The sequence below is a fragment of the Vibrio iocasae genome (assembly GCF_042245395.1).
Lineage (GTDB): Bacteria > Pseudomonadota > Gammaproteobacteria > Enterobacterales > Vibrionaceae > Vibrio > Vibrio iocasae.
Genome location: NZ_CP145310.1, coordinates 1,648,553 through 1,674,685 on the forward strand (window position 1 = coordinate 1,648,553; position 26,133 = coordinate 1,674,685).

Annotated in this window: 24 protein-coding genes and 2 pseudogenes; 17 read left to right on the top strand and 9 right to left on the bottom strand. The window is 41.5% G+C overall.

Features of this window, described 5'->3' with window-relative positions:
• Positions 1-70: 70 nt before the first annotated feature.
• Positions 71-1,102: pseudogene (gene mtlA / locus SNR28_RS07380) on the bottom strand (mannitol-specific PTS transporter subunit IIC); the annotation flags it as partial.
• Positions 1,103-1,989: 887 nt separating this feature from the next.
• Here mtlA and SNR28_RS07385 point away from each other — a divergent pair.
• From SNR28_RS07385 to SNR28_RS07420, 8 genes are all read left to right on the top strand, one after another.
• Positions 1,990-3,894, top strand: a complete 1,905-nt coding sequence (locus SNR28_RS07385; protein WP_375748568.1) for a PTS mannitol transporter subunit IICBA — start codon at positions 1,990-1,992, stop codon at positions 3,892-3,894.
• Between the two features lie 94 nt (positions 3,895-3,988).
• The gene (locus SNR28_RS07390) at positions 3,989-5,137 is read left to right on the top strand and encodes a mannitol-1-phosphate 5-dehydrogenase (RefSeq protein WP_375748569.1); all 1,149 of its coding nucleotides are present in this window, start codon (positions 3,989-3,991) and stop codon (positions 5,135-5,137) included.
• A gap of 61 nt (positions 5,138-5,198) precedes the next feature.
• Positions 5,199-5,729, top strand: coding sequence for an MltR family transcriptional regulator (locus tag SNR28_RS07395; protein ID WP_375748570.1), 531 nt, complete (start codon positions 5,199-5,201; stop codon positions 5,727-5,729).
• Positions 5,730-6,240: 511 nt separating this feature from the next.
• Positions 6,241-6,525, top strand: coding sequence for a hypothetical protein (locus tag SNR28_RS07400; protein ID WP_375748571.1), 285 nt, complete (start codon positions 6,241-6,243; stop codon positions 6,523-6,525).
• A 220-nt stretch (positions 6,526-6,745) separates the two neighbouring features.
• Complete coding sequence (locus SNR28_RS07405; protein ID WP_375749914.1) at positions 6,746-7,930, top strand: efflux RND transporter periplasmic adaptor subunit; 1,185 nt, start codon at positions 6,746-6,748, stop codon at positions 7,928-7,930.
• A gap of 3 nt (positions 7,931-7,933) precedes the next feature.
• Positions 7,934-9,883 carry a MacB family efflux pump subunit gene (locus tag SNR28_RS07410; protein WP_375748572.1) on the top strand — a complete coding sequence of 650 codons (1,950 nt, stop codon included), beginning with the start codon at positions 7,934-7,936 and terminating at the stop codon, positions 9,881-9,883.
• 116 nt (positions 9,884-9,999) lie between these two features.
• Entirely contained in the window at positions 10,000-11,409 is a 1,410-nt protein-coding gene (locus SNR28_RS07415) for an ATP-binding protein (RefSeq protein WP_375748573.1), read from the top strand.
• Complete coding sequence (locus tag SNR28_RS07420; protein ID WP_375748574.1) at positions 11,406-12,098, top strand: response regulator; 693 nt, start codon at positions 11,406-11,408, stop codon at positions 12,096-12,098. Before SNR28_RS07415 ends, SNR28_RS07420 begins: the two co-directional genes overlap by 4 nt.
• Before the next feature lie 10 nt (positions 12,099-12,108).
• Here SNR28_RS07420 and SNR28_RS07425 read toward each other — a convergent pair whose 3' ends face one another.
• Positions 12,109-12,552, bottom strand: coding sequence for a GNAT family N-acetyltransferase (locus tag SNR28_RS07425; RefSeq protein ID WP_375748575.1), 444 nt, complete (start codon positions 12,550-12,552; stop codon positions 12,109-12,111).
• 197 nt (positions 12,553-12,749) lie between these two features.
• Here SNR28_RS07425 and SNR28_RS07430 point away from each other — a divergent pair, with 197 nt between their 5' ends.
• A complete protein-coding gene (locus tag SNR28_RS07430; RefSeq protein WP_375748576.1) occupies positions 12,750-12,995 on the top strand; it encodes a type II toxin-antitoxin system CcdA family antitoxin in 246 nt (81 codons plus the stop codon).
• Positions 12,995-13,312: pseudogene (locus SNR28_RS07435) on the top strand (CcdB family protein). The gene SNR28_RS07430 and the pseudogene SNR28_RS07435 overlap by 1 nt, the downstream one beginning before the upstream one ends.
• A 192-nt stretch (positions 13,313-13,504) precedes the next feature.
• Here SNR28_RS07435 and SNR28_RS07440 read toward each other — a convergent pair.
• The 3 genes from SNR28_RS07440 to SNR28_RS07450 all read right to left on the bottom strand — a co-directional run bounded on the left by SNR28_RS07440 (position 13,505) and on the right by SNR28_RS07450 (position 15,854).
• Positions 13,505-14,101 carry a hypothetical protein gene (locus tag SNR28_RS07440; protein WP_375748577.1) on the bottom strand — a complete coding sequence of 199 codons (597 nt, stop codon included), beginning with the start codon at positions 14,099-14,101 and terminating at the stop codon, positions 13,505-13,507.
• Between the two features lie 146 nt (positions 14,102-14,247).
• Complete coding sequence (locus SNR28_RS07445; protein WP_375748578.1) at positions 14,248-14,928, bottom strand: hypothetical protein; 681 nt, start codon at positions 14,926-14,928, stop codon at positions 14,248-14,250.
• Between the two features lie 143 nt (positions 14,929-15,071).
• Positions 15,072-15,854 (bottom strand): hypothetical protein, encoded by a 783-nt coding sequence (locus SNR28_RS07450; protein ID WP_375748579.1) that lies wholly within the window; start codon positions 15,852-15,854, stop codon positions 15,072-15,074.
• 252 nt (positions 15,855-16,106) lie between these two features.
• Here SNR28_RS07450 and SNR28_RS07455 point away from each other — a divergent pair, with 252 nt between their 5' ends.
• The gene (locus SNR28_RS07455; RefSeq protein ID WP_375748580.1) at positions 16,107-17,432 is read left to right on the top strand and encodes a hypothetical protein; all 1,326 of its coding nucleotides are present in this window, start codon (positions 16,107-16,109) and stop codon (positions 17,430-17,432) included.
• On the top strand, positions 17,433-17,693 hold the full coding sequence (locus SNR28_RS07460; protein WP_029799845.1) for a hypothetical protein: 261 nt from the start codon (positions 17,433-17,435) through the stop codon (positions 17,691-17,693). It begins immediately after the preceding gene.
• 197 nt (positions 17,694-17,890) lie between these two features.
• Here the strand turns inward: SNR28_RS07460 and SNR28_RS07465 are convergent, their stop codons facing one another.
• The 3 genes from SNR28_RS07465 to SNR28_RS07475 form a co-directional block, all read right to left on the bottom strand.
• Positions 17,891-18,493 (bottom strand): DUF4304 domain-containing protein, encoded by a 603-nt coding sequence (locus SNR28_RS07465; RefSeq protein WP_375748581.1) that lies wholly within the window; start codon positions 18,491-18,493, stop codon positions 17,891-17,893.
• A gap of 175 nt (positions 18,494-18,668) precedes the next feature.
• Positions 18,669-20,234 carry an ATP-dependent endonuclease gene (locus tag SNR28_RS07470; protein WP_375748582.1) on the bottom strand — a complete coding sequence of 522 codons (1,566 nt, stop codon included), beginning with the start codon at positions 20,232-20,234 and terminating at the stop codon, positions 18,669-18,671.
• A gap of 256 nt (positions 20,235-20,490) precedes the next feature.
• A complete protein-coding gene (locus SNR28_RS07475; protein WP_375748583.1) occupies positions 20,491-21,111 on the bottom strand; it encodes a LysE family translocator in 621 nt (206 codons plus the stop codon).
• A 191-nt stretch (positions 21,112-21,302) separates the two neighbouring features.
• On the opposite strand from SNR28_RS07475, the gene SNR28_RS07480 reads away from it, so the two are divergent.
• The 5 genes from SNR28_RS07480 to SNR28_RS07500 all read left to right on the top strand — a co-directional run bounded on the left by SNR28_RS07480 (position 21,303) and on the right by SNR28_RS07500 (position 24,886).
• The gene (locus tag SNR28_RS07480) at positions 21,303-21,899 is read left to right on the top strand and encodes a DedA family protein (protein WP_375748584.1); all 597 of its coding nucleotides are present in this window, start codon (positions 21,303-21,305) and stop codon (positions 21,897-21,899) included.
• An 86-nt stretch (positions 21,900-21,985) separates the two neighbouring features.
• Complete coding sequence (locus SNR28_RS07485; RefSeq protein WP_375749915.1) at positions 21,986-23,062, top strand: D-alanine--D-alanine ligase; 1,077 nt, start codon at positions 21,986-21,988, stop codon at positions 23,060-23,062.
• A 14-nt stretch (positions 23,063-23,076) separates the two neighbouring features.
• On the top strand, positions 23,077-23,601 hold the full coding sequence (locus tag SNR28_RS07490; protein ID WP_375748585.1) for a DinB family protein: 525 nt from the start codon (positions 23,077-23,079) through the stop codon (positions 23,599-23,601).
• Positions 23,601-24,353, top strand: coding sequence for an NRDE family protein (locus SNR28_RS07495; RefSeq protein WP_375748586.1), 753 nt, complete (start codon positions 23,601-23,603; stop codon positions 24,351-24,353). Before SNR28_RS07490 ends, SNR28_RS07495 begins: the two co-directional genes overlap by 1 nt.
• 77 nt (positions 24,354-24,430) lie before the next feature.
• Positions 24,431-24,886, top strand: coding sequence for a YHS domain-containing (seleno)protein (locus SNR28_RS07500; RefSeq protein WP_375748587.1), 456 nt, complete (start codon positions 24,431-24,433; stop codon positions 24,884-24,886).
• Positions 24,887-24,946: 60 nt separating this feature from the next.
• Here SNR28_RS07500 and SNR28_RS07505 read toward each other — a convergent pair whose 3' ends face one another.
• Entirely contained in the window at positions 24,947-26,113 is a 1,167-nt protein-coding gene (locus tag SNR28_RS07505; RefSeq protein ID WP_375748588.1) for a methyl-accepting chemotaxis protein, read from the bottom strand.
• Between the last annotated feature and the right edge of the window lie 20 nt (positions 26,114-26,133).

The window sequence follows — 26,133 nt, forward strand, 5'->3', positions numbered from 1 at the left end:
TAAGTTCCATTTTAGATTACTCAAACAATGAGCAGAAAATATGCAGAGAGTATGGAATCAAATAGGATTACTCCTCAGTATCCGGCTTTTTCGTTTTAATTAGCGTTGAAGCAATCGCAAATGAAACCGCTGCGGAAGCGATAACAGACAAAGCCACTCCAATCAATGATGACTGTGGAGACATAAGCAGTACCGAGAATATAGAGCCTGGGGACGCAGGACTAACCAAACCAGCATCAAAGAAAGAGAGCACAAATACACCGCTCATCCCGCCACCAATGAGGGCAAGGATCATTTTTGGATACATAAAGACATATGGGAAGTACACCTCGTGAATGCCCCCAAAGAAATGGATGATAGCCGCACCTGCTCCACTACGCTGCATGGTTCTTTGACCAAACAGGATATACGCTAACAACATACCAATACCGGGGCCTGGGTTTGCTTCAATCAGGAAGAAAATCGATTTGCCGTCTTCCAATGATTGCTGAATGCCCAGCGGAGAGAAGATACCGTGGTTAATGGCGTTGTTAAGGAACATCACTTTTGCTGGCTCAACAAAAATCGATGTTAGTGGAAGCAGCCCCATCTCTATCAGGAATCGAACCGCCATGGTCAGGAAGCCAGCAATAACGGCCATAAACGGCCCAACAAGATAGAACGCAAGAATGGTACAAAAAAGGCCAACAACACCAGCAGTCAGGTTGTTCACCAGCATTTCAAAGCCGCTTTTGATTTTACCTTCAAGCAAGCTATCAACCTGCTTTATTGCCCAGCCACCAGCAGGACCAACAACCATGGCTCCCATAAACATAGGTACGTCAGTGGCGACAATCGCCCCCATGGTTGTAGCTGCACCAACTATCGCACCTCGTTCACCACCAACGAGCTTGCCCCCTGTATAACCAATAAGAACAGGAAGAAAGTAGATAATCATAGGCTCAATGAGTTGAGCTAATGATTCATTAGGTATCCAACCTGACTGCTGAAAAAGGGCAGCAATGAACCCCCAAATAATGAACGCACCTATGTTTGGCAAAAACATATTTGAGAGAAATCGGCCAAAGCTCTGAACTTTAAGCTTGATTGAGGGGCTTATCATAAAAGCAATTATTCCCTGTGTACTTCACGAGTTAACGAACATTGTAGATTGACCAGACGCTAAATAACATCGACCAGATCTTTAATTCGTATAGTGTTTTCCTATGTAAATTTACATATAGCACATTTTTGCCATCACTTAACCTGCAATTGCTTTATCCTTTCTAACGGATCGTGCTTTTCCCTAATTTCTCCATATTTGCTCCACATTTTGTGATTACCTTTATTGGGTGAGTGAAAACCCAACCTTTTCACTCATTTTAAATAGACACTCTATTTGCATTTCGCGCCATAGATGAAGTCAGTTGCTTTTCTTTTATATTGAGCTTTTGATTTTACTATGGCGTTTTTTTTACCATCCCATTGCTCAGAAACCACCCATCTCGATTGTTATTGTATTACTAATAAACCCCAGCAACCCACAAAACATTCACCCAACCCATAGTGATCCAGATCACTATTGTATAAAAATTACAAAATCAACCCAGTAAACCTCCATTATTTATTTCCAGGTTCTAAATAAATAGAGTTAGGTGATATTGATCACACTATAGTTTTCATAAAGATCTAAAGTTTTGTATTTTGTGATTGACATCACTATAAGATCAATATGTAGTCGATTCGCTTTTGTGATGTTGATCTTTTTATTTTTATTGACATATTATTTTTTATCATAATGTAAAAATACTACAGACAGTAAATGTGATGCGTATCACTTATAATTAATTTGCAACCATATATTAATGTGACACAAATCACATTAAAGTCCCAACTCGTGCGTTTTGGAAATCGTGTGTTAGATTGAAATTGTACTAATTAATCAGCGAGCCAAATAACTCGCAATACATCAACCAAACACAATTTCAGAACATCGAACGGGGTACTCTTATGCTAACACCTGGAGCGAAGGTCAAAGTCCAAAGCTTTGGTCGTTTTCTATCAAACATGGTAATGCCAAACATCGGCGCATTCATTGCGTGGGGTTTCATTACTGCACTATTCATCCCAACTGGCTGGCTACCAAATGAAACACTAGCAAGCATGGTTGGCCCAATGATCAAATTCCTGCTGCCACTACTTATCGGTTACACCGGTGGTAAAATGGTTGGCGGTGACCGCGGTGCGGTTGTAGGTGCAATCACTACAATGGGTGTTATCGTTGGTACTGACATCCCAATGTTTATGGGTGCAATGATTGTTGGTCCTGCTGGTGGTTGGGCAATCAAGAAATTTGACGAAGCAGTTCACGGTAAAGTGAAGAGCGGCTTCGAAATGCTGGTGAACAACTTCTCTGCAGGTATCATCGGTATGATCTGTGCGATTATCGCATACATGATCGTCGGTCCTGCGGTAAAAGTACTGTCTAACGGTCTTGCTGCTGGCGTAAACGTTCTTGTTGAAACAGGCATCCTTCCTCTGACATCACTTTTTGTAGAGCCTGCGAAAATCCTGTTCCTAAACAACGCAATCAACCACGGTATCTTCTCTCCACTGGGTATCCAGCAGTCTGAAGAGCTTGGTAAGTCTATCTTCTTCCTAATCGAAGCAAACCCAGGTCCTGGTCTAGGTCTTCTACTTGCTTACATGATGTTTGGTAAAGGTAACGCTAAGCAGTCTGCTCCTGGTGCAGCTATCATCCACTTCCTGGGCGGTATCCACGAAATTTACTTCCCATACGTACTGATGAACCCACGTCTAATCCTTGCAATGATTGCTGGTGGTGCGACTGGCGTAGCTGTAAACGTAATGTTTGATGCTGGTCTTGTCTCTCCTGCATCTCCTGGTTCTATCTTCGCAGTACTACTGATGACACCTAAAGCAGCATTTATCGGTGTAATCCTGTCAGTAATCTCTTCTGCAGCAGTAACCTTCTTCGTGGCTTCTCTACTGATGAAGACTCAGAAGCAAACTGATGATGAAGACGCTCTTGAAGCAGCATCAGCTCAAATGAGCAACATGAAAGCAAGCTCTAAAGGCGCAGCTCCAGCAGCATCTGAAGCAGCAGTAGACATGAGCGCAGTTAAGAAAATCATCGTAGCGTGTGACGCTGGTATGGGTTCAAGCGCAATGGGTGCAAGTCTTCTTCGTAAGAAAGTAGACGCAGCTAACCTTGATATTGACGTAACTAACCTGGCTATCAACAACCTTCCAGGTGATGTAGATATCGTAGTTACGCACCAAGATCTAACAGACCGTGCACGTCAGCACGCAGGACAGGCGAAGCACATCTCACTATCTAACTTCTTGGATAATGCTCTTTACGACAACTTAGTAGCGGAACTGCTATCTGCTAAAGAGGGTGAGCTAAAAAAGCCTGATGCACCAGTAGACGCAGACGCTAGCTCTAGCGACGAGGACAAAACGCTAAAGCTTTCTAATGAGAACATCTTTCTAGGAATGAAAGCTGAAACCAAGGAAGAGGTAATCAAGTTTGCTGGTGAACAGCTTGTAAAGCTAGGAAATGTTGCTCAGGAGTATGTTGAAGGCATGCTAGCTCGTGAAGAACTGGTTTCAACATACTTAGGTGAATCAATCGCTGTTCCACACGGCACGATTGAAGCCAAACAATATGTTCAAAAGACAGGTATCGTTTTCTGTCAGTTCCCTGAGGGCGTTCAGTGGGGTGAAGACGAAGACGATGTAGCGAAAATGGTTATCGGTATCGCTGCACAAGGTGACGAACATATTCAGGTAATCACCGCTATAACGAATTCACTTGATGATGAAGACGCGGTTGAGTGTTTGCAGACCACATCGAATCCGGAAGATGTACTGCGATTACTAAACGCTTAATCACCAACTCATCATAACTCCTTAAGTGAATAAGGCCAGTTACCCCCCCATGTCGGCTGGCCTTTTTTTTAAAAATTTTTGTAGGAATAGACATATGAAAGCTCTACATTTTGGCGCAGGCAACATCGGACGCGGTTTTATCGGTAAGTTACTGGCAGATGCTGGCATTGAAGTCACTTTCGCGGATGTAAACGAAGTTGTTGTAAACGGACTTAAAGAAAAAAATGAATATCCGGTTAAAGTGGTAGGCGAAGAATGCAACGTCGAGATGGTAACAGGTGTTACTGCTATTAACTCTACAAGCTCAGAAGTTGTAGATTGTATTGCAGAATCAGATTTAGTTACCACAGCTGTTGGCCCAACAGTATTGAAAATTATTGCAAAAACAGTGGCTGAAGGTATTGAAAAACGCTTTGAAAATGGTATCAATACACCCCTTAACATAATTGCATGTGAGAACATGGTTCGCGGAACCAGCCAGTTAAAAGAAGCCGTTTTTGAGTTTCTTTCTGAAGAGAGCAAAGTTAAAGTAGAAGAACTGGTCGGTTTTGTAGATTCGGCAGTAGACAGAATCGTTCCACCAGCAGAAGATGGTGAAGAAAACCCTCTTGCAGTAACCGTTGAAACCTTTAGCGAGTGGATCGTTGACGAAACTCAGTTTAAAGGTGAGATTCCAAACATCGCAGGTATGGAAAGAACAGATAACCTAATGGCATTTGTCGAGCGTAAACTGTTCACGCTTAACACTGGTCACTGTGTTACCGCTTATCTTGGCAACTTGAAAGGTCACCAAACCATCCGTGAAGCGATTGAAAACCCTAGCATTCGCAGTGAAGTTAAAACTGCAATGGAAGAAAGCGGTGAAGTACTTATTAACCGATATGGTTTTGACCGCGAAGCACATGCTGCTTATATTGAAAAGATACTCGGCAGATTCGCAAACCCTTATCTTGTTGATGAGGTAGATCGCGTAGGCAGACAGCCAATAAGAAAACTTAGCGAAAATGATCGTTTGATCAAGCCACTAAATGGCACAATCGAGTATGGTACGGCTAACGACACACTATTAAAAGGTGTCGCTGCTGCGCTAAAATATAAAAATGATGATGACCCACAGGCGATTGAACTGCAGCAATCACTAGAAGAAGCAGGTATCAGGAAGACACTTGCCAAGTACACTGGGTTAAATGAAGACAGTAAGGAAGCAATTCAGGTAGAAGCCCTGTACTGTCACATAAACTAATGAAGTAGTCCGGAGAGGTATTCACCGGCCTCTTCGGACTGACTTTTAAAACGTAATATATATGACAGAAACAATCAGCGAATCAGAGATAATTGAAAGACTTAACGCCGCACCAAACGTTAGAGGCTTTTTCATAGCCGCAGTCGATGTCTTTAATGAGTCTGTGGATGCGTTGATACAACGAGTATTCCGCAAAGATGACTTTGCAGTCCAATCCGTTGTTGGCCCCCTCCTCCATGATTCCGGCCCCCTTGGAAACTTATCAGTTAGGCTAAAACTTCTTTTTGGATTAGGTGTGTTACCAGATGATGTTTATCACGACATCGAAGACATCATTAAAATAAGAAATACACTCAATCACGATGCAATGGAATACGAGTTTACTGACAGCAGTATCCTTGAACCACTTAAGAAGCTCAAATACGCTCAGAAAATGGGGATCGCCCAGGTTATCATTACAGAACCTGAAGAAGGTTTAGATCTTGAGTTTTACGAGTTGCAAAAACAAAGACAACAGCAGGTCATCAAATCGGGAATGTCACTGGCGATAGTCGATATTTGCAGCCAACTAGATAAAGAAAGTCCTTTCTAGCCCCGAAAGATTTCAATGATTCAAATAGAAGCAAACCGCCAAAAGGCGGTTTTTTTGCGCTCGTGAATTAAGCTAGTGCTAAAACTAGTCCAAGTGCGGTTAACGAGAAAAGACAAATACGCTCGATTAACCCAAACACCTGATATTCAACTTTTACTGGTTCCATAAGCTTCTCCTGACTGATTAGTTAATGTATATACATACTATATCATCAAGAAATACAAAGCAATTGCATTGCATCTACTTTTTGATTTTTTATTTTTAGCCAAGAGCTATAAATTAAAATTTATCACAAACTCCCTATTTTCTTGTCTGCCAAAGTAATAACCGATCGCATTAACAGATAATGACCCTAATATGACAGAGCACTAACAAAGTACGCTTCTCGATTAATTAATGTTCCATATTATCCTCACCATCTATCGGTTTAGGGCGATCGATAAACAAGACAAGAAGATTCATCTGACACCAGACCGCTGCCGAATCAACATCTACTTTGGAACATAACATTATGCTTGCTTACAACAGTTTGAACTCATACCTGCTGCATAAAACAAAGCAGCAACGCAAGAAGACAGCAAAGCCAACTATGACGACGACAAACATCACGCTAGCTCTACATTTAGATGGATGTGTAGATATACACGAAGCGTTGGAACTGAAAGAAGTAGAAGGAGTAAAGCGTTTTACCTGTATAGGCTGTGGTGAAGACTTAAAAGCAATGCGTGATTATAGCAACAGCGCCCAAGCCCACTTTGAACACTACATCAAAAACCCTAGTTGCAAGTACATTTAAGATAGAGCGTTCGTTACCATAGTCATCGATGGTAACGAGCAAAGTTATCGATTTAACAAACAGCTTTTCTTCACAATTGCCTCACAATTAAAATTTATTGTTTTAATTCAATTGATTAAAAAACTTACCACTTCATTTTTACTCTATTTTTCTTCGCTAATATTTCAACATCAATCAAATAAGTGGCAATACAACAGACTTGACCTCTCAGGTGACAATGATGAAGAAATTAACAAAAGCAATACTCGCGTGTTTAGTGATTAGTTCAGCTGGAGCCGGAGCATACTACTACCAGGTTGAGAGCACACAACAAGAAATGGTTTACACCACAGATATCGTGCGAAAAGGCAATATTGAAAATGTGGTGTTGACTAACGGTGTGCTATACCCAAATAAACTGGTTAACGTCGGCGCACAAGTCTCTGGCAAGATAGAACAAATCGCAGTGGAACTAGGGCAAGAAGTGCAACAAGGAGAGTTGATTGGACAAATTGACAACTTGACCCAACAGAATGAACTAAAGGAAGCAATCGCCTCACTCAACTCAATCGAAGCGCAAATTCGTGCAAAGCAAGCGATGATCAAGCAATCAACATCATCCTTTGAGCGGCAAACACTGATGCTTAAAAACCGAGCATCTTCTCAGGCAGATTATGATAATTCAGAAGCTGAACTGGCTATCTATAAAGCAGAATTGGACCAGTTATATGCGGAAAAGCAAAAGGCGGAAATCAATGTAGATACTGCTCACTTAAACCTCAGCTACACCACCATTGATTCACCGATAAACGGTACTGTCGTTTACGTCTCTGTTGAAGAGGGACAAACTGTAAATACCAACCAGTCTACCCCTACAATCGTCGAGATAGCCGAACTCGACACCATGGTCGTACGTGCTCAAATTTCGGAAGCGGATGTTATTCATGCTACCGAAGGACAGCAAGCTTACTTCTCCATTCTTGGGGCACCTAAAAAGCAATTCCGTGGCGTATTGCGCTCAATTGAGCCAGGTCCAACCCTGATGACAGGCGATGATAGTAATCTGGAGATCGGTGATAACGATGCGATTTATTACAATGCCCGCTTTGAAGTACAAAACCCCGATCACCTGCTACGCATTGGTATGACCGCTCAAGTATCTATTATTCTTGATCGTGCTGAAGGCGCACTAATGATACCAGCACAAGTTCTAAAACAAGTCGGCAATAACAGCTTCCAAGTACCTGTTCTAAACAATGGAAAAATGGAGTTTAGAAGCATTCAGGTGGGCATTAATAATAAAATTTATGCTGAAGTGCTATCTGGCTTGCAAGAGGGTGATGAAGTCGTCATTGGTCGCTCTTCATCGGTTGCTTCCAGCAGTATGCCGACGCGTGGGCGTGGCCAAGGTCCTATGGGGTTATAAGTTATGAGTCATCCATTACTTGAAATTCAAGATGTTAGCCGTACGTTCCACTCTGGCGAGCAAGAGCTTACTGTACTTAATAAAATCGACCTTACGATTAACCGAGGAGAGATGGTCGCAATAATCGGTGCATCTGGCTCTGGTAAGTCTACCTTAATGAACATCCTTGGCTGCCTTGATAAACCCTCCAGTGGCAGTTACATCATAGATGGCAAAGATATTTCTGAACTGCAGGATGAGCAACTGGCTCAACTAAGGCGCGAGAACTTCGGTTTTATCTTCCAACGCTACCACCTGCTCAGTGATCTGACCGCTATCGAAAATGCAGAGATACCTGCACTCTATGCTGATGCGACTAGGGAGTATCGCCGAAAAAGAGCTGAGCAGTTGTTAACACGACTGGGACTAGAAGACCGCCTAGACCACAAGCCAAATCAGCTGAGTGGTGGTCAACAACAACGAGTCAGTGTCGCTCGCGCCTTGGTTAACGGTGGTGATGTCATCCTTGCAGATGAACCTACTGGAGCGCTTGATAGCCGAAGCGGCAAAGAGATGATGAAACTCATTCAGGAACTGCATGCAGATGGACACACCATCATTCTTGTCACTCATGATCCCAAAGTGGCTGACTTTGCTGATCGTATCATAGAGATCAAAGATGGTGAGATCGTCAAAGATGTGCAGCATTCGAGCACAGAAACTCCGACTATAGCAAAAGATGCAAATACGGATAGCACTGGTGCCAAAACCCAATTGAGCCTTTTTCGCTATTTAGAAGCATTCAAAATGGCATTGCTCGCAATGTCAAACAACCGCCTGAGGACCTTTCTTACCATGTTAGGGATAATAATTGGTATCGCATCGGTAGTTTCTGTAGTAGCGATGGGCACAGGTTCACAACAAACTATTCTCGATAATATGGCTAACATGGGTACCAATACCATAGAGATAAAGCCAGGAACAGGCAGAGGTGATAGACGTTCGGGCCGCATACGGACTTTGACTGCTGAAGATGCGCTTGCATTAGAAAACCTCTCTTTTGTTGATAGTGTCACTCCCACCGTGCGAGCTAATGTCGCAATTCGTTATGGTAGCGAAGCACATACGGGGAGTGTGGAAGGTGTGGGGTTAGAATATTTCCGCGTCCGGGGTCATGAACTTGATAAAGGACAGTTCTTCAACCAGAGCAGTATCGATTCACTTGAGCAAGTCGTCGTCATTGACGCTAACACCGTTGCAGATATTTTTCCTCACGAAAATCCAATCGGAAAAGTGATTTTCCTGGGACAACTGCCTGTTAGAGTGATAGGCGTTACTGCAGAGCAGGATAATAATCTAAATAGCAGTGAAACCCTCAATGTCTGGTTGCCCTACTCCACTGTAGCCGGTCGTTTGCTCAACCAGAATTACGTCAACGACATCACGGTACGAATCAACGATGAAGTGTCCAGCGCAGCGGCTGAACAAGCCATCATTACTCTACTTAGGGTGCGCCATGGTGTTGAGGACTTCTTCACTATTAATACCGATGCTATTCGTCAGAACATTGAGAAAACCTCATCAACTATGACGTTACTCATCTCTGCAATCGCATTTATCTCACTCGTTGTAGGCGGTATCGGTGTGATGAACATTATGCTCGTATCTGTAACGGAACGTACTCGAGAAATTGGCATTCGAATGGCTGTAGGAGCCCGGCAAAACGACATCCTACGTCAATTTCTTATTGAAGCAGTCTTGGTTTGTATTCTGGGTGGTGTTATGGGAATCGGACTAGCCTATTTTATTGGCTATGCTCTCGAATATGCCAAAAGTGATATTCGAATGATCTATTCAACTGACTCAATTATCGCGGCATTTAGCTGCTCGACACTAATAGGTGTTATCTTTGGTTTTCTACCTGCACATAATGCCGCTAAGCTCGATCCAGTAGAAGCCTTAGCAAGAGACTAAACACTCTGTTTATCTTTGAACAGCTTTAATGATATACAGTGGATAAACTAGAATGACTGAATAGGTGCTACCACCAATTAAAGGAGTTAGCACCGACTATCTGCCAGGATGAACACTTGAAACTACTCTACAAATTCTTCTTCGCATTCAGTATTACCAGCTTTACTGCAGTTGGGTTGATGCTCTTATTGATCACCAACAACCTATCAACTGGTTTCAATGATTATGTAGAAGCCGAAGAACTTAAACATGTAATAGCACTGAAGCAGCAACTCATGCTTTTCTACAAAGAGGAAAAGAGCTGGGATCCGTTAAGACAAGATGATGCACGATGGAAAAGTATCGTTAATTTTCATCGTAAAACACAGAACTTAGAGCAGCCCGCAGAGGACGAATTTAGCCTGGGACATTTACTTCATGTACCAAGACGGGTCAGCCTTTTTGACCACAATAAGCAAGTTGTGATTGGACGCAAAGAGTTAAACCCTGAGGCCCATACCGAAAGTATTGAAGTAGAAGGCAAGGTGGTCGGTTATATTTCATTTAGGCCTGCTCAACTGGACACCTATAGTGCTGAAAATGAGTTTCTCGCTCAACAAACTAAAAGTTACTACATCATTGCATTAGCAGTAATCGCATTAGCGTTCATTACTGCATGGGTATTTTCGCAGCATCTGGTCTCGCCAATTAGTCGCTTAATTGCGGGTACCTATAGTTTGATTAAAGGTGACTACCAAATCCGAGTACACAAACAAACACAAGATGAAATTGCCCAGCTTGCGGAAAACGTGAATATTCTTGCTCAAACTCTGGAACAGAACCAAAACAATCGATCTATATGGATGTCTGATGTGTCCCATGAGCTCAAAACCCCCCTCACTGTAATGCGAGGTCAGTTGATGGCGATTCAGGATGGTGTTTTCAAAGCGGATGAAGATCGCATTCAATTGATAGTAGAGCAAGTGGATTCCTTGAGTCGTATTGTCAATGACCTATACCAACTATCAATCACCGATGTTGGTGGCCTATCTTATAAGAAAGAAACGATCCAACCTGTACAGTTGCTTCTAGAAGTACTTAGTGGCTTTGAAGCGAAACTTGATAGCAAACAACTGCAGGTTGATTGCTCTTCTCTAACTTCCATTTTGAACGATGATAGTTGCCAGGTATTAGGAGATAATGTTCGTCTCAAACAGCTCTTTACAAACCTATTGGAAAACAGTTTCCGATACACTGATGCCAATGGACAGCTATTGTTAAAGACTGAAATCATAGGTGCAAACCTATCAGTAACCATACAAGATTCAGCCCCTTGCGTACCAAAGGATCTGCAAGATAAGTTGTTCGACCGATTTTTCAGGGTTGAGTCGTCCCGCAACCGAGAGCACGGCGGTTCTGGTCTAGGGTTATCGCTATGCAAACAAATTGTCGATGCTCATCAAGGAACCATTACTGCCACTGATTCATCGCTTGGTGGCCTCAAGGTTACTATTCGTATTCCACTATTCAAGGAAGTCACCTCATGACCAAACCACGTGTTTTAATTGTCGAAGACGAGGCTCATATCGCTGAAGTATTGGTTGCGTATTGCAAAAATAGTGGCTTTGAAGTGACGCACATAGAAAATGGAGCAAGTGTCATCAACCATATCAAAACAAATAAAGTTGATATGATGCTACTCGATCTGATGTTGCCTGATATGGATGGCATGGAGATATGTAAACAGGTAAGAGCCTTTTCTCAACTTCCGATCATCATGATCACTGCCAAAAGCGAGGAAATTGATCGCCTGCTTGGACTAGAGTTCGGTGCAGATGATTATATCTGTAAACCATTTAGCCCCAGAGAGGTCATCGCTCGTATAAAAACCGTTTTACGCCGAGTAGCCCCAACTCAGGACTCTGGTTCTCAATCACCTATGATCATTGAATCCGGCTTTGAGATGAAGCCAGACGAATATGAAGTCCATTTTAAAGGAGTTTTTCTCGACCTGACACCAAGAGAGTTTAAAATCCTAAAGCTGTTTCTGGAGAATACAGGAAGAGTATTCAGCCGAAACGATATATTAAATAAAGCCTACTCAGACACAGCGGATATTTCTGACCGCAATATTGATACCCATATTAAGAATATCCGGAAAAAAGTAAGCCAGATATCGGCTGGAGAATCACCAATCCGCTCTGTTTATGGGGTCGGGTATAGGTTTTCTAAGTGATACAGCAGTTTCAATAAAGAGCCACACACAACTCTATTTCACGACCTTCAACTAAGTTTCCGGTAGGAACAAAACCACAACTTAAATAGAAAGCTTTTGGACCGTCAGCACTAGCCACAACACTTGTATAGAGAGTCGATACATCGAACTCGTTGAGTAACTCAGTTCGTAGAAGCTCTATTGCTTTGCGTCCATAACCTTTTGACTGCTCGTTTTTATCTATCATAAATCGCCAAAGGAAGAATTTCCCTGAGGATGTATCAGCGTTAACTAAGATGAAGCCTACAGGCTTGTCGTTAGCATAAATTCCCCTAAACCACGGAAAGTCCATAAAGTTCGCTTCTGCCAATGAAATAGCATTGCTATCAACATGATTTAGCTGATTCTTAGCAACTTCCAACTGGCAGATCTCGTAGAAATTTGCATAGTTAATACTTCTTAGTTCGAGATTCATACTATCGATTTTCTTCGGCGATATAACACTTAACTATTAGGCAAATATGCCCCCAATAACTTCAATGAAAACAACGATAACACCAAACCTGACGAGAACCCATAACTCCTGACGTTTTTGATTCTATAACAGCCTTGTTATGCGCTTTCTGCATATCTATGATTAATGCGCACAAACTACGCGCATCAAAGGACAATATGAGAAACGCATTTAATACGCACGCACCCAAAAAAGCTGCAAACTTGAGTTTAAATAGTGAATTACTAGCTGAGGCAAAACGCCTTAACATTAACTTGTCAGCTACTATGGAAAAGGCTCTTGAAAAAGAAGTAAGTCAACGTCTTAAAGCTGAATGGCTTGAACAAAACTCACAAGCCATTGAAGCTTGCAATGATCTTGCTGAAAACCATGGGCTATTTTCTGATTCTTACCGAGTGTTCTGATGTCACAGTTTTCGCTATACCACAACAACGATAAGAGTACTGCAACTGCTTAGCCTTACTTCGTAGATGTACAGAATGAGCTGCTTGATACATTAAACTCTCGACTAGTAATCCCACTAACACCAATTGAACTACTAGAGAAAAAAGCACCGAGTCACCTTTGTCCTGTAATCCATATTGATGAGGGTGACTTCGTTATTCTGACTCACCAAATGGCAAGCGTGCCTACCAAAATTTTGCGCGAACCAGTCAACGAGTTAAGTACATTCCGAGACGAGATCATAGCTGCTATCGACTTTCTGATTACTGGCATATAGCATCCAATCAGTAAGTTTACCTGCCAAAGTGCCACAACAGGACATAACAAAAATCTAGCCCAGATATAATCTGACAGGCACCGAGTCGAAAAGTGGGTAACTGCCAGATCAGGTCTGAATTAGTACACTTAATCACTAAACTAGACTCAAACCAAAAATGCCAAGCGTGCTGAATCACTCTTGAACGCTTTGTTAAGTGCGTTGCTTTAGATGTTTCATAATACTAGTCAGCTGTTCATGTGCTGTACTAAAAGAATGTTCACAGTTATCCCAAAATTCGTCATCCAACTCTAAGCGCTGTTGACTCCCCTGATAAAAGTCAATAAAACACCCTTTTGCACCATCGTACCCTAATGTTCCATGAGCAAAAGCATTACGCCACTTCATAATATCAGCTAGCGATTTTTTGAGTTTTTCCTTATCTTTGCCTGAGAGCAATGAAAATTGATTGACTAGTTTATTACATGTTTCTTTCTTAAATGAAAAGCTAAAGCCAGATGCCTCCAGTACTTCATGTTTGAAAAACATATACTTTTCATCTTCCTCTTCACCCAAAAAGAAGTGGATCAGTACTTCCTCGACTCTAGATTCAAGCCACGTCGTCGCATAGAGAATTTTTGCACCATTCGATTTTACAGTTTCAAATAACTCACCAGTTTCTCCAAAATCTATCTTCCCTAACGGGAACCAAGCCCGCCCATCTTCATCAACATTTGGTGAACCGGTCAGTGAATTCGAATCGAATGACACCATAAACTTCGGAACTGACGGTAAATCAATATGCCTCATAATTACCTCCTAGCACTTAACGCCCAATTAAGGGGTGAACAACGCCTCCACCCAAACCTAAAGCATTGTGTCATAAACACTAAATTCGAAGTAGAAGTAAAAGTGCCGAGCGTTGTGAATCCCTCTTAAATTGCTTGTTAGGCAAATTACCTGCGCATAAACTCATTTATTTCTTCGTCTAACCCATTAATAAGTGAAAGAGCGCTACTAAGGTAATGCTCTATAAATCCTGCATGAACCACTAGTTTTGAACCTGGTTTACCTGATAGGTGCTCGTTCAATTCTACATATTCATTTAGCTCTGCTGATTCGTCACTTGGTAGAAAGCCAGCTTCATGGACGAGCTGATTACGGAGCTTATTAATTTTCTGTATCTCGATCCAATCACTCGATACAGCCGATAAGTCCAATGACGCAACTTCCTTTACATAGCTGTAAGCACATTGAACAACTGAACCCTTTCCTCGGAATTTATTTTTATAAGACTGATAACGAGTAGGGTTTTTGACACTAAGTTCTAGTGTTTTTGCCAACTGATTTAATATATCTTCTAAATAACTGTGGATTGATATGATAATAGAAAATCGATGAATGCTTGGAAATAGCATCTGGTTCTCATGCAAATCTTCACCATAACTTGCTATATATTCATCATGATGCTTTTCCGGTATATTTTTCAATCGTTGGCTAAGATCATCTTGTAATTCACTGTCTTTTCTTTTCCATGATTCTTCGGTGAGTACATTAAATCTCTCTATTTCCCAAAGAGTTCTCTTAGCATCATCACAAAAGAACAATAACCCTGTTTCAAAATAATCGATCTCCATTTATGACTGACCTCTCCTGTTTGCCTAACGCCTTGCTAACGGGCGATAACGCTATACCACCCAAGTTAAAAATTTTATCCTAAACACTGAAGCCGATTTGTATGAAAGTGGCCAAGCGTTAGGAGTCCCTGTTGAGTAATTTGTTATATTTCTTCGACTTGAACTAGCTTTTTAACCTTGTCTATTGGAATCAAACCTGTTGCATTATTCTGCTTAAAATAGACAGCTTTTGGAGTTATAAGTAAGACTTCGACCTCCGACCCCTTTGGTGTGACATCATCGTACAAGGTCATTGGAATACTTCCACCTACACCGAAAGCTCTCAACCCGTTTGCGAATACTCTAGATGAAAGTTCTTGCTGAGAAAATGTCCCACCAATTGAAAGCAAAAGTAATACTCCCAGAGAAAGTAACTTTAATTTTAGTGTGCCAAATAAAAACAGTGTGTAGTGGACTGCTAAATATGCACTAATTGCCAATACAAAAAGAGGAAAAGTTTTATCTTCTGTAAAAATAATGGGATAAGCAACAATGAAACCAAAAATGATATTTATCAATAGCAAAGGCCAATACGCAGAGAGTGGAGCAAACTTCTTTTCTCCACTAGCAAAGTTCGAAAATGCAAAAATAGCTGAACCGAAAACTGCGAACATGGTCAACATCAAGCCCGCGATCATCGTCATTACAAATATATTGACTGCAAAAAGGCTTTCTGAGACGAGTTCATAGCTAAAAAAGTCGTTAACAGCCATGTAGTTTATCAACATTGAGTAGCCTAGTAGCGGAAAGAATATTATGTTGAAAAAATAGTTTGAAATAAGTGCGCTGACTATTGAGCGCAATACCTTTGCACTCAAGTTAAAAATCTTTGCGATTTTACCAGTTAGCAACCAGTAGTTTACTTTAAATATTTGTATAATTTTCATTGAAAAAGTCTAATCTATTTTTTTACCATGTCTTCGAACAACAAATGAAGTCAATTAGAAATATAACGCCGCGTTAAGTGGTGAGCAACGCTACCACCCTACCTAAACCATTGTGCCGTAAACACTAAAGCCCAATCAAACCGAAAATGCCAAGCGTTGGGAATCCGTCTTAAACGCTTTGTTAGCTTTTATCTGGACTAAAAACCCTTATATGACTTATAGTTAAGTCCCTTAAAACAACCACCTATTATAATGTCTAAAGAGAAAACTGCCCCAACAATTTTCGAAAATGGGGTTTTATTTATAACGTCAAACCAAGAGCTGACTATCATTGCTCTCTTAGCAATTACAACTTTAGCATCATTCTATTTCGCCAAATCAAATAGCACATCCATCCGCAATTTGTGCCTTGGTGCTACAAACTCGCTTTGGAGCTTAGTTCTACATCTTTCAGGTGTAGTTTGGGCGTCTAGTGTAAGTATTTACAATGATGAGCTTCAGCGACAAATAATCACTAGAACTGATAACTTAGATTCAATTGGTAGTATATTTCTAGCAGCAAACGTTACTGCAGTTATTCTCTTAACAATGAGAAACCGCGGAGAGAAGATTAAAGCTGAAATTGAGAAATCTTTACCGCCAACAGAAGTTATTCGGTTCAGTGCAGAAAAGTACAAAGAACACTTAAAGTTATTCGAGAGCACTGCAACTTCTGAGTATAGATTAGGTTTTGAGTTTATTAAGGATGCCGATAAGTTCAGAAAGCGTCAAGAGATAGCTATTAGTACTATCGCTAGTAACACAAAGTTGGTTGTTTCAGGGATTGTAGAAATAGCGAACAGCTGGACAAAACAAAGGCATGGCGAACTTAAATACTCTGCCAATATCTTTAGTATTATCGATAAAGATGGTTATGATATCGAAGCCGAAACGATACTAAATCAAGCGATCCTAAAATCTCCTTTTTTTCTATATACCGACAGTCTTGAGTCACGATTAGATTTTTGTGACAAATTAATAATTTCACAACAAGAGTTCTCAAGCTGTAACCAAGCCCAAGACAAACAAGGAAATCCCTTGGTGCTTCCATACACAGATCTCTCAGATCGACCGAAGAAGTACCATCCAAACTTTGAAGGTGCACCCGCAGCAATTGAGACAAGGCAAGCCCAGTACATTCCTGACACAAAAAAAGTAGCGTCCGTCTTCTTTGAACGTCTTAGTGCTAGCAACCATGCCGATCATGTTACGCAACACTATAAGAATTGTATTACGCAGTACTACAAAAAAGATAATACTCGCTCACTATTATCAATTCCCATGAACGGTGATGATGGCAACGTCTTTGCCATACTGAATATCTATAGTGAAACTAGGGATATGCTATCGAGTAAAGAGAGAGCCATTGCTTTCTACCAGTTCATTCGACCTCACATAGCTGTTTTAGAATATATGATCAATACCCAAATCAAGATAGCTAAGCTACTGCCACCGACTAGAAATTTTTGTGAAGAAATAATTGTAGAAGCAACTGCCGTCACTTATAATCTTCATATTCAACCAATGTTCGAGGATTAGATGACTAAAAATTACTGGGTACAAGCAGCGAAATTTCAGCAGGCTAAGATACAAGTAGTTGCGCAAAGCGAACATCAAGACACGAAAGCTGATGGTAATGTTGAAATTTTGTCGAGATCATTTAACGGTCAAAATAGCTTCTGTGAAGGAGACAGAGTTCTTTTGGAATTTTTAAATGATTTCAAGCGATTGCGTAGTGAGCTAAAATGCCTATCAACGGTAGAGCATCCCCCAGAAGAGCATCTAAACATCATTGGTTAGTTCACAATAAAAGGCAGCTTTCTAAGCTGCCTTTTTTGTAAGATGTTAGTGAGAAAAGCTAACGCCTTGCTAACGGGCGATAACGCTATACCACCCAACTTAAAATTTGTGTCCTAAACACTGAAGCCGATTTGTATAAAAGTGACCAAGCGTTAGGAGTCCCTGTTAAGCAATTTGTTATGCCACTTTTTGAGCACTCACTTACCTTTGAGTTCATTGATTTTGTTTTGAGCTACCGCTTTTCTTTCTTGCACCCAATCAACGGGTCTATCAGAATGAAATTCAACTAATTCTATCAACTCTTGAAGTGCCTCTCTAGCTTGTCCTATAGCAGCATAGCTAAAGCCAGCGTTAAAACATTGCCAACCAACGTCAACCCCAAAAGCATTTGATTTTGAAATATTGCCGTTTTCAACACTTTCAAGTAGTTTTCGCAATGAAGCGTACTCTTCCAAGTATGGTATTGCCCCCTTTAAAACAAGTTCTTTTGCTTTTTGAAAGTCTTCCTCAAGTAACTCCCCCTCAAAGGTCAGCCAAAGGTCCTTCCCATCTATTAATTCTCCGATCCGCCGAGTACCATCAAGTGAAATATAGTCCTTCTCAAAATACTTAAAGCGCCAATAAATATTCATGGTGTACTTACCTGTTAAATAACTCGTACCAGATTGAAAATTTATGCCTTGAATCATACCATCTACAGTTCTTTCAGCAGTCATTGGTACGACTAAGGAAAAGCCATAATCCGATAGCTCATTTTTAACAAAATTTTTAATTCGCGTCTTAAGCTTTGACTTTGTCATATTAAATCCTATTGCTTAAACGTAGAGTTGTACTAAACGTGTGGGGATTCGGGTGGCATAACGCCCAATTAAGGTGTGAAGCACGCGACCACTACACTCAACTTGACCACCGTAATCACTGAACTCAACCCAAGCCAAAAATGCCAAGCGTGCTGAATCACTCTTAAATTGTTTGTTAGCCCTTGTCCAACTTAGCCTGAATATTACTTATTAATGTCGAAAACTCATCATCATGGTGTTGGCTAATATGGATGCAAAATCGTTGTAATATATCGGGCGCCTCTAAGCCAACGTGACTACCTACAGCAAAAAACTCATCATGCTTACTAGCTTCTAACCCTCTTTCACAGGCTTCGATGGTTTCATCCTCTGAGGCACCCAATAACAAAGATAAAGGTCCAGCTTTTTCTAATGACTTTTGAATAATCCAAGCTTCCGGCCAAGTATTCCCTGGCAAGTAATCTATCGATGGTTTAACCCAATCGTAAAAATCAGCGTCAGAGTGAGCCTCCGACATTTTTAAAGCATGTTTTAGGTTTGTTGCTTCTAAAGATTTTTGATCACCATCAAACACGACGAGAATATTATCTTTTTTCTCCCTCATGTAGTTGGACGCTAGCTGACGTGATAATGCGCTAGATGAGCCAATAACTTCAATGATAACTCTCGACCGAATATGGCTCGGGAGTAGAGCTAAAAGTAACGCTTTAGCCACTTCATCCTCTACCAATATACATAGCTCTACCGTATTTTTAGAACTTAGTTTAGAGAATGCGAACTCTGGAGAAATATGATTAACAATGACTGAACTTGCATTTACACTGTCAATGAATACGCGAGCATCTTCTGGCAACTCTTCAAAGATTTCTTTCGAATGAGTCGTACATATTATTTGTAACTTTCTAGTCTTACATAGGTCTTTTAATGCTGAAACTAGCTTCGTTTGAGCATCAGAGTGAAGACCTAATTCAATCTCATCTACGACTATAAGCGATCCCTTTGGTACCGAGTACAAAATTGCAAACAATTCAAAAAGCGCATTTTCGCCAGCCCCCATATGAAAGCCGGAATATTTACGTCCATTCGATGTCACAATCGGCAACCGATACTTTGAGTGACTTACATACTTGAATGAGTCATATTTTTTCCCAAGTATTTTACCAACGCTGTCTTTTACATCGTTTTCCCAGCCTTGTTCCCCTGCGTGCTTGAACGTTCTTGAATAACTTTTGGATTGACTCTTTTCCGTATGAGGAACAATTCTATCGATACCCATGAATACTACATTTCGACGAACTCTATTTGCATAATCGTTCCATTTGCCACCTTTTTTCTTCTTTCTTGTCTGGTAAAGAGCACCAACACCATCAGGGCAATGTGTTGTTTTTTTCCAGTTATTATGAGCAATTTTATAATCGATTGAGATGCCTTCAGGAGGCACATCTTCAGAGTGCTGGATGAAAAAGTCTGCAAATGTATAATAAGACTGCTTGCGGTTCGCCAAAGCGAAACCAGTCTTAGAGTTATGAAAAGCACAACAAGCCAACGCCAGTATTGTAGATTTGCCTGAACCATTTTTACCTGCAATAGCAGTAATCGGGTATGAAAAATCAAGGCTAAAAGGAGTCAAGCCTCGCATCAAGCCTTCAGATAAACGGATTTGGCGCAACAATGCGCACGTATTATCATTAGCAAACCAACGTCTTAAGTTTCGATCTAAATTACTATCTTTGTACTTCATTCTATTTTATTTCTTTATATAAGTTCACTCAGGCCACCGCGAGGGCTAACGCTTTCTAAACGGTTTAATTCCATCTATCTCATTTAAACATTTCCGTTTATCACTACGTGACTGGTTCTAAAAAATTACGATAATCAATTGAATTATATAGACATAACGACTTTGCCACTAGCAACTGCCATCGGGATAAACGGAAATAATCTGTATATCACACCAAATTTCACTAAATGGAAGTCGATGCCAAAATGAATAGCAATTAACTCACAAACAACCAAACACCAACGCCCATCATTAGTGTTCCGGATACCCGATTCATAAACCGGACGTTTTTAGAGTGTCCCAAAACTCGTTTTAATCCCTTTCCTCCGGTGGCGTATAGCGTCATACAGATAAACTCGGAAATCATAATAATCCCCACCAGCACGATAAGTTGAAGAGTAATCGGTTGGCTGTGGTCGATAAAAGGAGGAAGCAGAGATATCATGAATGCCCAGCCTTTAGGGTTTGCGATTGCCGTAACAAAACCCTGAACAACAAGATCCCAGTCGCTGCCGGACTCTACCTGAGTATTCTCTTCACTTAACGCCAACTTACCTCTTGATAGCCACATCTGAACACCAAGATAGAACAGGTAACTCGCGCCTACAGCTTTGAAAGCAACAAATAACCATGGATAGTTGAGCATCACGGCAGCAATACCAAGAACCGCAGCAACAGAAACGACTGCCACACCAACAACTTCACCGGCCATCATCCATAGTGCACGTTTATACCCGACACTCATCCCCAGACTTAAGGCAAGCGTCATACACATACCTGGAGTAATAGAGACAAAAAAGAAGGTCGGTATAAACACACCGAGAAGTGCAAGATTCATTTACATGGTTTCCTTACGAACTTTGGTTTTACCTAAACCAAGGGAGCGAAAATGGTTCCCTAAAGTAACTTTATTTGAGTACTAATAACACCCGCTCAATGAACTTTTTCAAAACATTTCCATTTAATATGAAAGATTTCTGAATGTAGCTAGGTCTATTAATAGCATCAGTAAATACATAGAGAGCAAACATGGAATGGGTTAATGAATTAGATAATTGGATTGCGATGCCTGGCACTTTAGGCCTGGTCGTTTCCATTATTTTGCTTTCCTATCTCCTTGAAGATCTCGCCATTATTACAGCCGCGCTTCTTGCTGCTGACAATGCCCTACCCGTTGAGTATGCACTAGGAGCTATTTTTATCGGTATCGCAAGTGGTGATGCTGCCCTATACGGGCTTGGTTTGCTCGCATCTCGTTGGAGAGCATTAAGGTTCCGTCTGCTTAGCAATAAAAAAATGCGATATGTAAGAAAGAAGCTAGTAACAAAACCATTCCTGAATATCGCCATTATCAGATTTATTCCTGGGTTACGGACTCTTGGATTTACGCTTAGTGGTCTGTTCAGAATTAACTTCTACTCTTTTCTTGCATCGGTTGTCGCAGCGACAGCAGCATGGACCATGATCGTATTTTTCTGCATTTACCAACTTGGTTCAGTTGAATGGCTGCAGGATAGCTATTGGAAATGGATTGTCGCTCCGGTGGCCCTGCTTCTTCTTTGGCTACTCAACCGAATTTCATCACCTAAACGTGATCACAATAAACGACAAGGAGTGTCTGCGTGACTGCATTAACAAAAACAGAAAATCATAGAATCGGAGACACCAACAACGTGATCCCATTTCAGCTTTCGCAAACACCAAATATCGGTATGCCAGACATGGATACCTCCGGCCCGGCAGTGTCTAAATATGAGTTTTGGCCGACCTGGTTCTTTTATGCCCCTGTCGTCGTGCAGAGCCTATGGCATGGTGTGAAATACCGAGACTTTCGATTACCGCTCGTAGCGAATCCGTCAATCTGGTTAAGCGGCATGGTAGGCGAGTCCAAGAAAGACATTCTTGAACTTGCTGGGAAAGACGCAAATCAGTGGATCTTGCCTTTCACAACGCTAAGACGAAATACCAGCAATCTTGGGCTTCAGTTCAGAGATGCCAAAGAAGCGATTGAAGAAAACAGACTCAGCTACCCGTTGGTTGCGAAACCGGACAGAGGCTGTCGTGGTGCGGGTGTAAAGCTGGTTAAAAATGATAAGCAGCTAAAAGACTATATTGAGAGTTTCCCAGCGGGTGCCGACTATCTGCTTCAGAAAAAATCAGATTATGAAGCAGAAGCTGGTGTGTTTTGGGTACGTTATCCGGGAGAGTCAAAAGGGCAAGTGTTCTCAATCACGCTCAAATACTCTCCTTATGTAACCGGAGATGGCAAGAAGACGCTTGAAGAGCTGATCGACTCAGATGACAGAGCCAGTCAGGTTGCACACCTATACAAATCAAGGCATAGCGCAAAACTTGGCATTGTCATTCCTGAAGGACAGAAGTTCCAGCTTGCTTTTGCAGGCAGTCACAGTCGTGGTTCGATATTCAAAAATGGTAACCAATATATCTCCGAAGGACTGACCCGAAAGTTGGACGAGATCTTTGATGATTTCGATGGATTCCATTATGGACGACTGGATATCAAGTTTAAAAACATTGAAAGCCTGATGGCTGGTGAAGATTTCCAGATTATCGAAATCAACGGTGCAAGCAGCGAAGCCACTCATATATGGGACAGTAAAACACCGCTTTCTGAGATATTTAAAACCTTATTATTTCAATACAAAACACTATACAAGATTGGATATTTGCAGAAAAAGGCCGGGCATACCCCACCTTCTCTCAAGACACTATTTGAAACGCTGAAAGAAGAAAATGCGTTAGTTCAACAATACCCCGAGACCGACTGAGCCGGAGAATAATAATGACCAAAACAACTTGCCCGTCCATATCGGGAAATATTGAAGCTATTGATCAGGGGCTGGAACTGTTTTCTAAGCTCAGCGACGAAAACTACAACTACAAAGCCAAACCTTATGTCGACAGCTCAATGGGAGAGCACCTGAGACACATATTGGATTTGTACCATGCTGTTATCAATGAAGCGCAAACAGGTGTTATTGATTACGATCACCGCCGCCGGGGAGCGGCCGTTGAAAGAGAGCGTACAATCGGTATCGATGAGTTGCTACAAGTTAAGAACTGGCTTGAAAACATAGAAACAGAGACGCTTCAGAAACAAGTCACCATACTTTCGGAAGCTACTATATCTTCACAAAAGATTTGCGAGGTCAAATCGACATTACAGCGTGAACTGTTATTTGTTGGAAGCCATACTATCCACCATTTTGCGCTTATCAATGTTGTCGCAAAATACCTGAAGCTGGAAACTGACGCGCGTTTTGGTTATGCACCAGCCACAGCCACTTATCTGAGAGAACAAGCCTAATGTGTACAGCTTCATGGTTGCTGGAAGAAGATGGCTTCCAGTTATTTTTTAATCGCGATGAACAAGTTGGCCGAGTATTAGCAACACCTCCGAATCAGTTCGTTGACGAAAACGGAACTCGCTTTTTGATGCCGGTTGATCCTCAGGGTGGTGGAAGTTGGATAGCCGTAAATGAGTATGGTTTAGCTGTTTGTTTGCTGAATTATTATCAAGGTCAACTGCCTTCTGGAGAGTTGATTAGCCGCGGTCAGCTTATAAAAGGATTTGCACGCTACAAAGATGGAGAAGAACTGATTAGAGACTTCGCCACTCTCGATTATACAAACTATGCACCTTTTACTTTTGTCGTTTTCGATAGTGAGCTGAACTTAAACAGTGGGCATGTTAAAGCACTAAGGTGGGATGGAGAGAGCCTTTGTGAGTTTTTGGCAAAACCGCCTTTGATTTCAAGTGCGGTAGATGCAGAGACCGTGCATCACGTTCGCAGTGAACTATTTCATCGTTATCAATCTCAGGGAGATAGTCTGGAGTCGCGTTTGGCGTTTCATCACAGCCATCACCCGGAACAGGGGCACCTTTCTCCTTGCATGCACAGAGAAGACGCTCATACCGTCAGCTTTACCCTCATAAAGGTAACGACCGATAAAGTCAGCATTAGCTATCAGGAAGGGGCTCCGTGTCAGGAGAATCCATATCAGATAAGTCACCTTGAACGTAGACAAGTTGCTCAGAACATTAAGATTTCCAGATAAGAAAATCGCTTTCTACTGAAAGTTTTCTCTTCTTGTACCTGTCTTAATTATTACTGCACCAAGAATAGGATTTGGATATGAAAAAAATTGTATTACTGCTTACCATGGCTTTGAGCCAATTGTTGTTTTCGTTTAGTGCACACGCAGAAGACCCCGTTTACACAGGAATTTTCAGCAACAAAGCCGTTGATGGTTACGACACAGTTGCTTACTTCACTGAAGGGAAGCCAGTAAAAGGGACAAAGAAATTTAAGACAAGCTACATGGGTGCGGACTGGTACTTTGCTTCTCAAGAGAATCTGGATAAGTTTTCCGCGAACCCAGAAGCTTTTGCACCTCAATATGGTGGATACTGCGCCTGGGCCATCGCTGCAAAAAACGACTTTGCACCGGGTGATCCTGAGCAATGGAAAATTGTAGATGGTAAGTTGTACCTGAACTATGACTCAAATATTCAAAAGCGTTGGGTGAAAGATATACCCGGCTTTATTAAAACAGGCGACAAGAACTGGCCTTTACTAGTGAAGCAATAATCTTCGATTGCACAAGAACAAAAAGGCACTAGATAACCCGGTTTTCTAGTGCCTATTCTCTTAACGCGTTTTGAACAAATTCAAATGATCTACTATCTGTTCGGTAACTTCCGCTAACCTGTCGCCCTGCTCCTCTAAATTCCGACAATCGTTCGCGTTTGAGCCCGAAAGCGATTTCAAAGCTTCTGTTTCAACATGGACATCTTTCACCAGCTTGTTCAACTGAACGATATCGACACTGTTACTATCTCCCTCTTGACCAATGATGTTCAAAATCCCATCGATGCTACTACAAGCGGACTCCAACTCATGCTGGCTAGCTCTGGTGTGAGCAGAAAGTGATTCGAGAGCGCCAGATTGCGACTTCATCTGTTCCCCGGCATCTAACACCGCAGAAGAGATGCCCGCCACAATCTGGTTGATATCATTCAGGCTCGTCTGAGTTGACGCAGCTAAGGTGCGAACTTCATCCGCAACAACAGCAAAACCACGTCCATGCTCACCTGCTCTTGCAGCTTCAATTGCTGCGTTCAAAGCCAATAAATTTGTTTGGTCAGCCAGATTGCTGATAACCGCTATCACCTGACCAATAGAGCCCGTTTGCTCCGATAACTGAAGAAACTTAGCTTGCAGTTGATCATTGCTCGCAACATACCCTTCAAGATCAGAAACCATCTCGCCCATATTCTCGTTTGATCGAAGTAAACCTGTCCGCGTTTTCTCTACCTGATGTCTTGTTTCCTCTGCCTCAGCTTGAAGAGCGACAGATGTTCTATCCAAAACTTCAACCAAGTGAGTGATCTCATACACTCTCTTATCTTGTTCCGTAATACGCGAAGAAATGTTCTGAGTCTTTATCTTTAATTGCTCAGCAATATCATCTGACTCTTCAGCCTGTTGCTGTATCTCTGTTAGCGCTGATCTTACATTTTCTCTAAACCGATTAATCACACCGAGGACTTTGTCGATTTCGCTGTTATAGCTGCTGTTTATTTCACAGGGAACTGATAAGTCTTTATTCTCAAAAACACCCATGTAATCGGTGACGTTTCTCAGAGAATCAACACCCCAGACTTTTTCGTCAATATCGTGAATAATTAGAAATGCGGTGACGAAATATTGGATGACTTGTGAAGTCACTGACTCAGTGAAAAACAATGCGTTGATGAGAAGTGCAACAGCGCCTAGCCAATGGATCGTGCGCATCCGAAGAAAAAGAGATTTCATATAAGTTGATATTTCCTTAG

Coding starts and splice junctions, on each gene's coding strand:
- SNR28_RS07440 (WP_375748577.1), bottom strand. CDS start 14,101: ATGAGGCATATTGATTTACCGTCAGTTCCGAAGTTTATGGTGTCATTC.
- SNR28_RS07400 (WP_375748571.1), top strand. CDS start 6,241: ATGCTTGCTTACAACAGTTTGAACTCATACCTGCTGCATAAAACAAAG.
- SNR28_RS07500 (WP_375748587.1), top strand. CDS start 24,431: ATGAAAAAAATTGTATTACTGCTTACCATGGCTTTGAGCCAATTGTTG.
- SNR28_RS07390 (WP_375748569.1), top strand. CDS start 3,989: ATGAAAGCTCTACATTTTGGCGCAGGCAACATCGGACGCGGTTTTATC.
- SNR28_RS07465 (WP_375748581.1), bottom strand. CDS start 18,493: ATGACAAAGTCAAAGCTTAAGACGCGAATTAAAAATTTTGTTAAAAAT.
- SNR28_RS07470 (WP_375748582.1), bottom strand. CDS start 20,234: ATGAAGTACAAAGATAGTAATTTAGATCGAAACTTAAGACGTTGGTTT.
- SNR28_RS07480 (WP_375748584.1), top strand. CDS start 21,303: ATGGAATGGGTTAATGAATTAGATAATTGGATTGCGATGCCTGGCACT.
- SNR28_RS07430 (WP_375748576.1), top strand. CDS start 12,750: ATGAGAAACGCATTTAATACGCACGCACCCAAAAAAGCTGCAAACTTG.
- SNR28_RS07425 (WP_375748575.1), bottom strand. CDS start 12,552: ATGAATCTCGAACTAAGAAGTATTAACTATGCAAATTTCTACGAGATC.
- SNR28_RS07475 (WP_375748583.1), bottom strand. CDS start 21,111: ATGAATCTTGCACTTCTCGGTGTGTTTATACCGACCTTCTTTTTTGTC.
- SNR28_RS07485 (WP_375749915.1), top strand. CDS start 21,986: ATGCCAGACATGGATACCTCCGGCCCGGCAGTGTCTAAATATGAGTTT.
- SNR28_RS07450 (WP_375748579.1), bottom strand. CDS start 15,854: ATGAAAATTATACAAATATTTAAAGTAAACTACTGGTTGCTAACTGGT.
- SNR28_RS07420 (WP_375748574.1), top strand. CDS start 11,406: ATGACCAAACCACGTGTTTTAATTGTCGAAGACGAGGCTCATATCGCT.
- SNR28_RS07385 (WP_375748568.1), top strand. CDS start 1,990: ATGCTAACACCTGGAGCGAAGGTCAAAGTCCAAAGCTTTGGTCGTTTT.
- SNR28_RS07455 (WP_375748580.1), top strand. CDS start 16,107: ATGTCTAAAGAGAAAACTGCCCCAACAATTTTCGAAAATGGGGTTTTA.
- SNR28_RS07460 (WP_029799845.1), top strand. CDS start 17,433: ATGACTAAAAATTACTGGGTACAAGCAGCGAAATTTCAGCAGGCTAAG.
- SNR28_RS07445 (WP_375748578.1), bottom strand. CDS start 14,928: ATGGAGATCGATTATTTTGAAACAGGGTTATTGTTCTTTTGTGATGAT.
- SNR28_RS07495 (WP_375748586.1), top strand. CDS start 23,601: ATGTGTACAGCTTCATGGTTGCTGGAAGAAGATGGCTTCCAGTTATTT.
- SNR28_RS07395 (WP_375748570.1), top strand. CDS start 5,199: ATGACAGAAACAATCAGCGAATCAGAGATAATTGAAAGACTTAACGCC.
- SNR28_RS07490 (WP_375748585.1), top strand. CDS start 23,077: ATGACCAAAACAACTTGCCCGTCCATATCGGGAAATATTGAAGCTATT.
- SNR28_RS07410 (WP_375748572.1), top strand. CDS start 7,934: ATGAGTCATCCATTACTTGAAATTCAAGATGTTAGCCGTACGTTCCAC.
- SNR28_RS07405 (WP_375749914.1), top strand. CDS start 6,746: ATGAAGAAATTAACAAAAGCAATACTCGCGTGTTTAGTGATTAGTTCA.
- SNR28_RS07505 (WP_375748588.1), bottom strand. CDS start 26,113: ATGAAATCTCTTTTTCTTCGGATGCGCACGATCCATTGGCTAGGCGCT.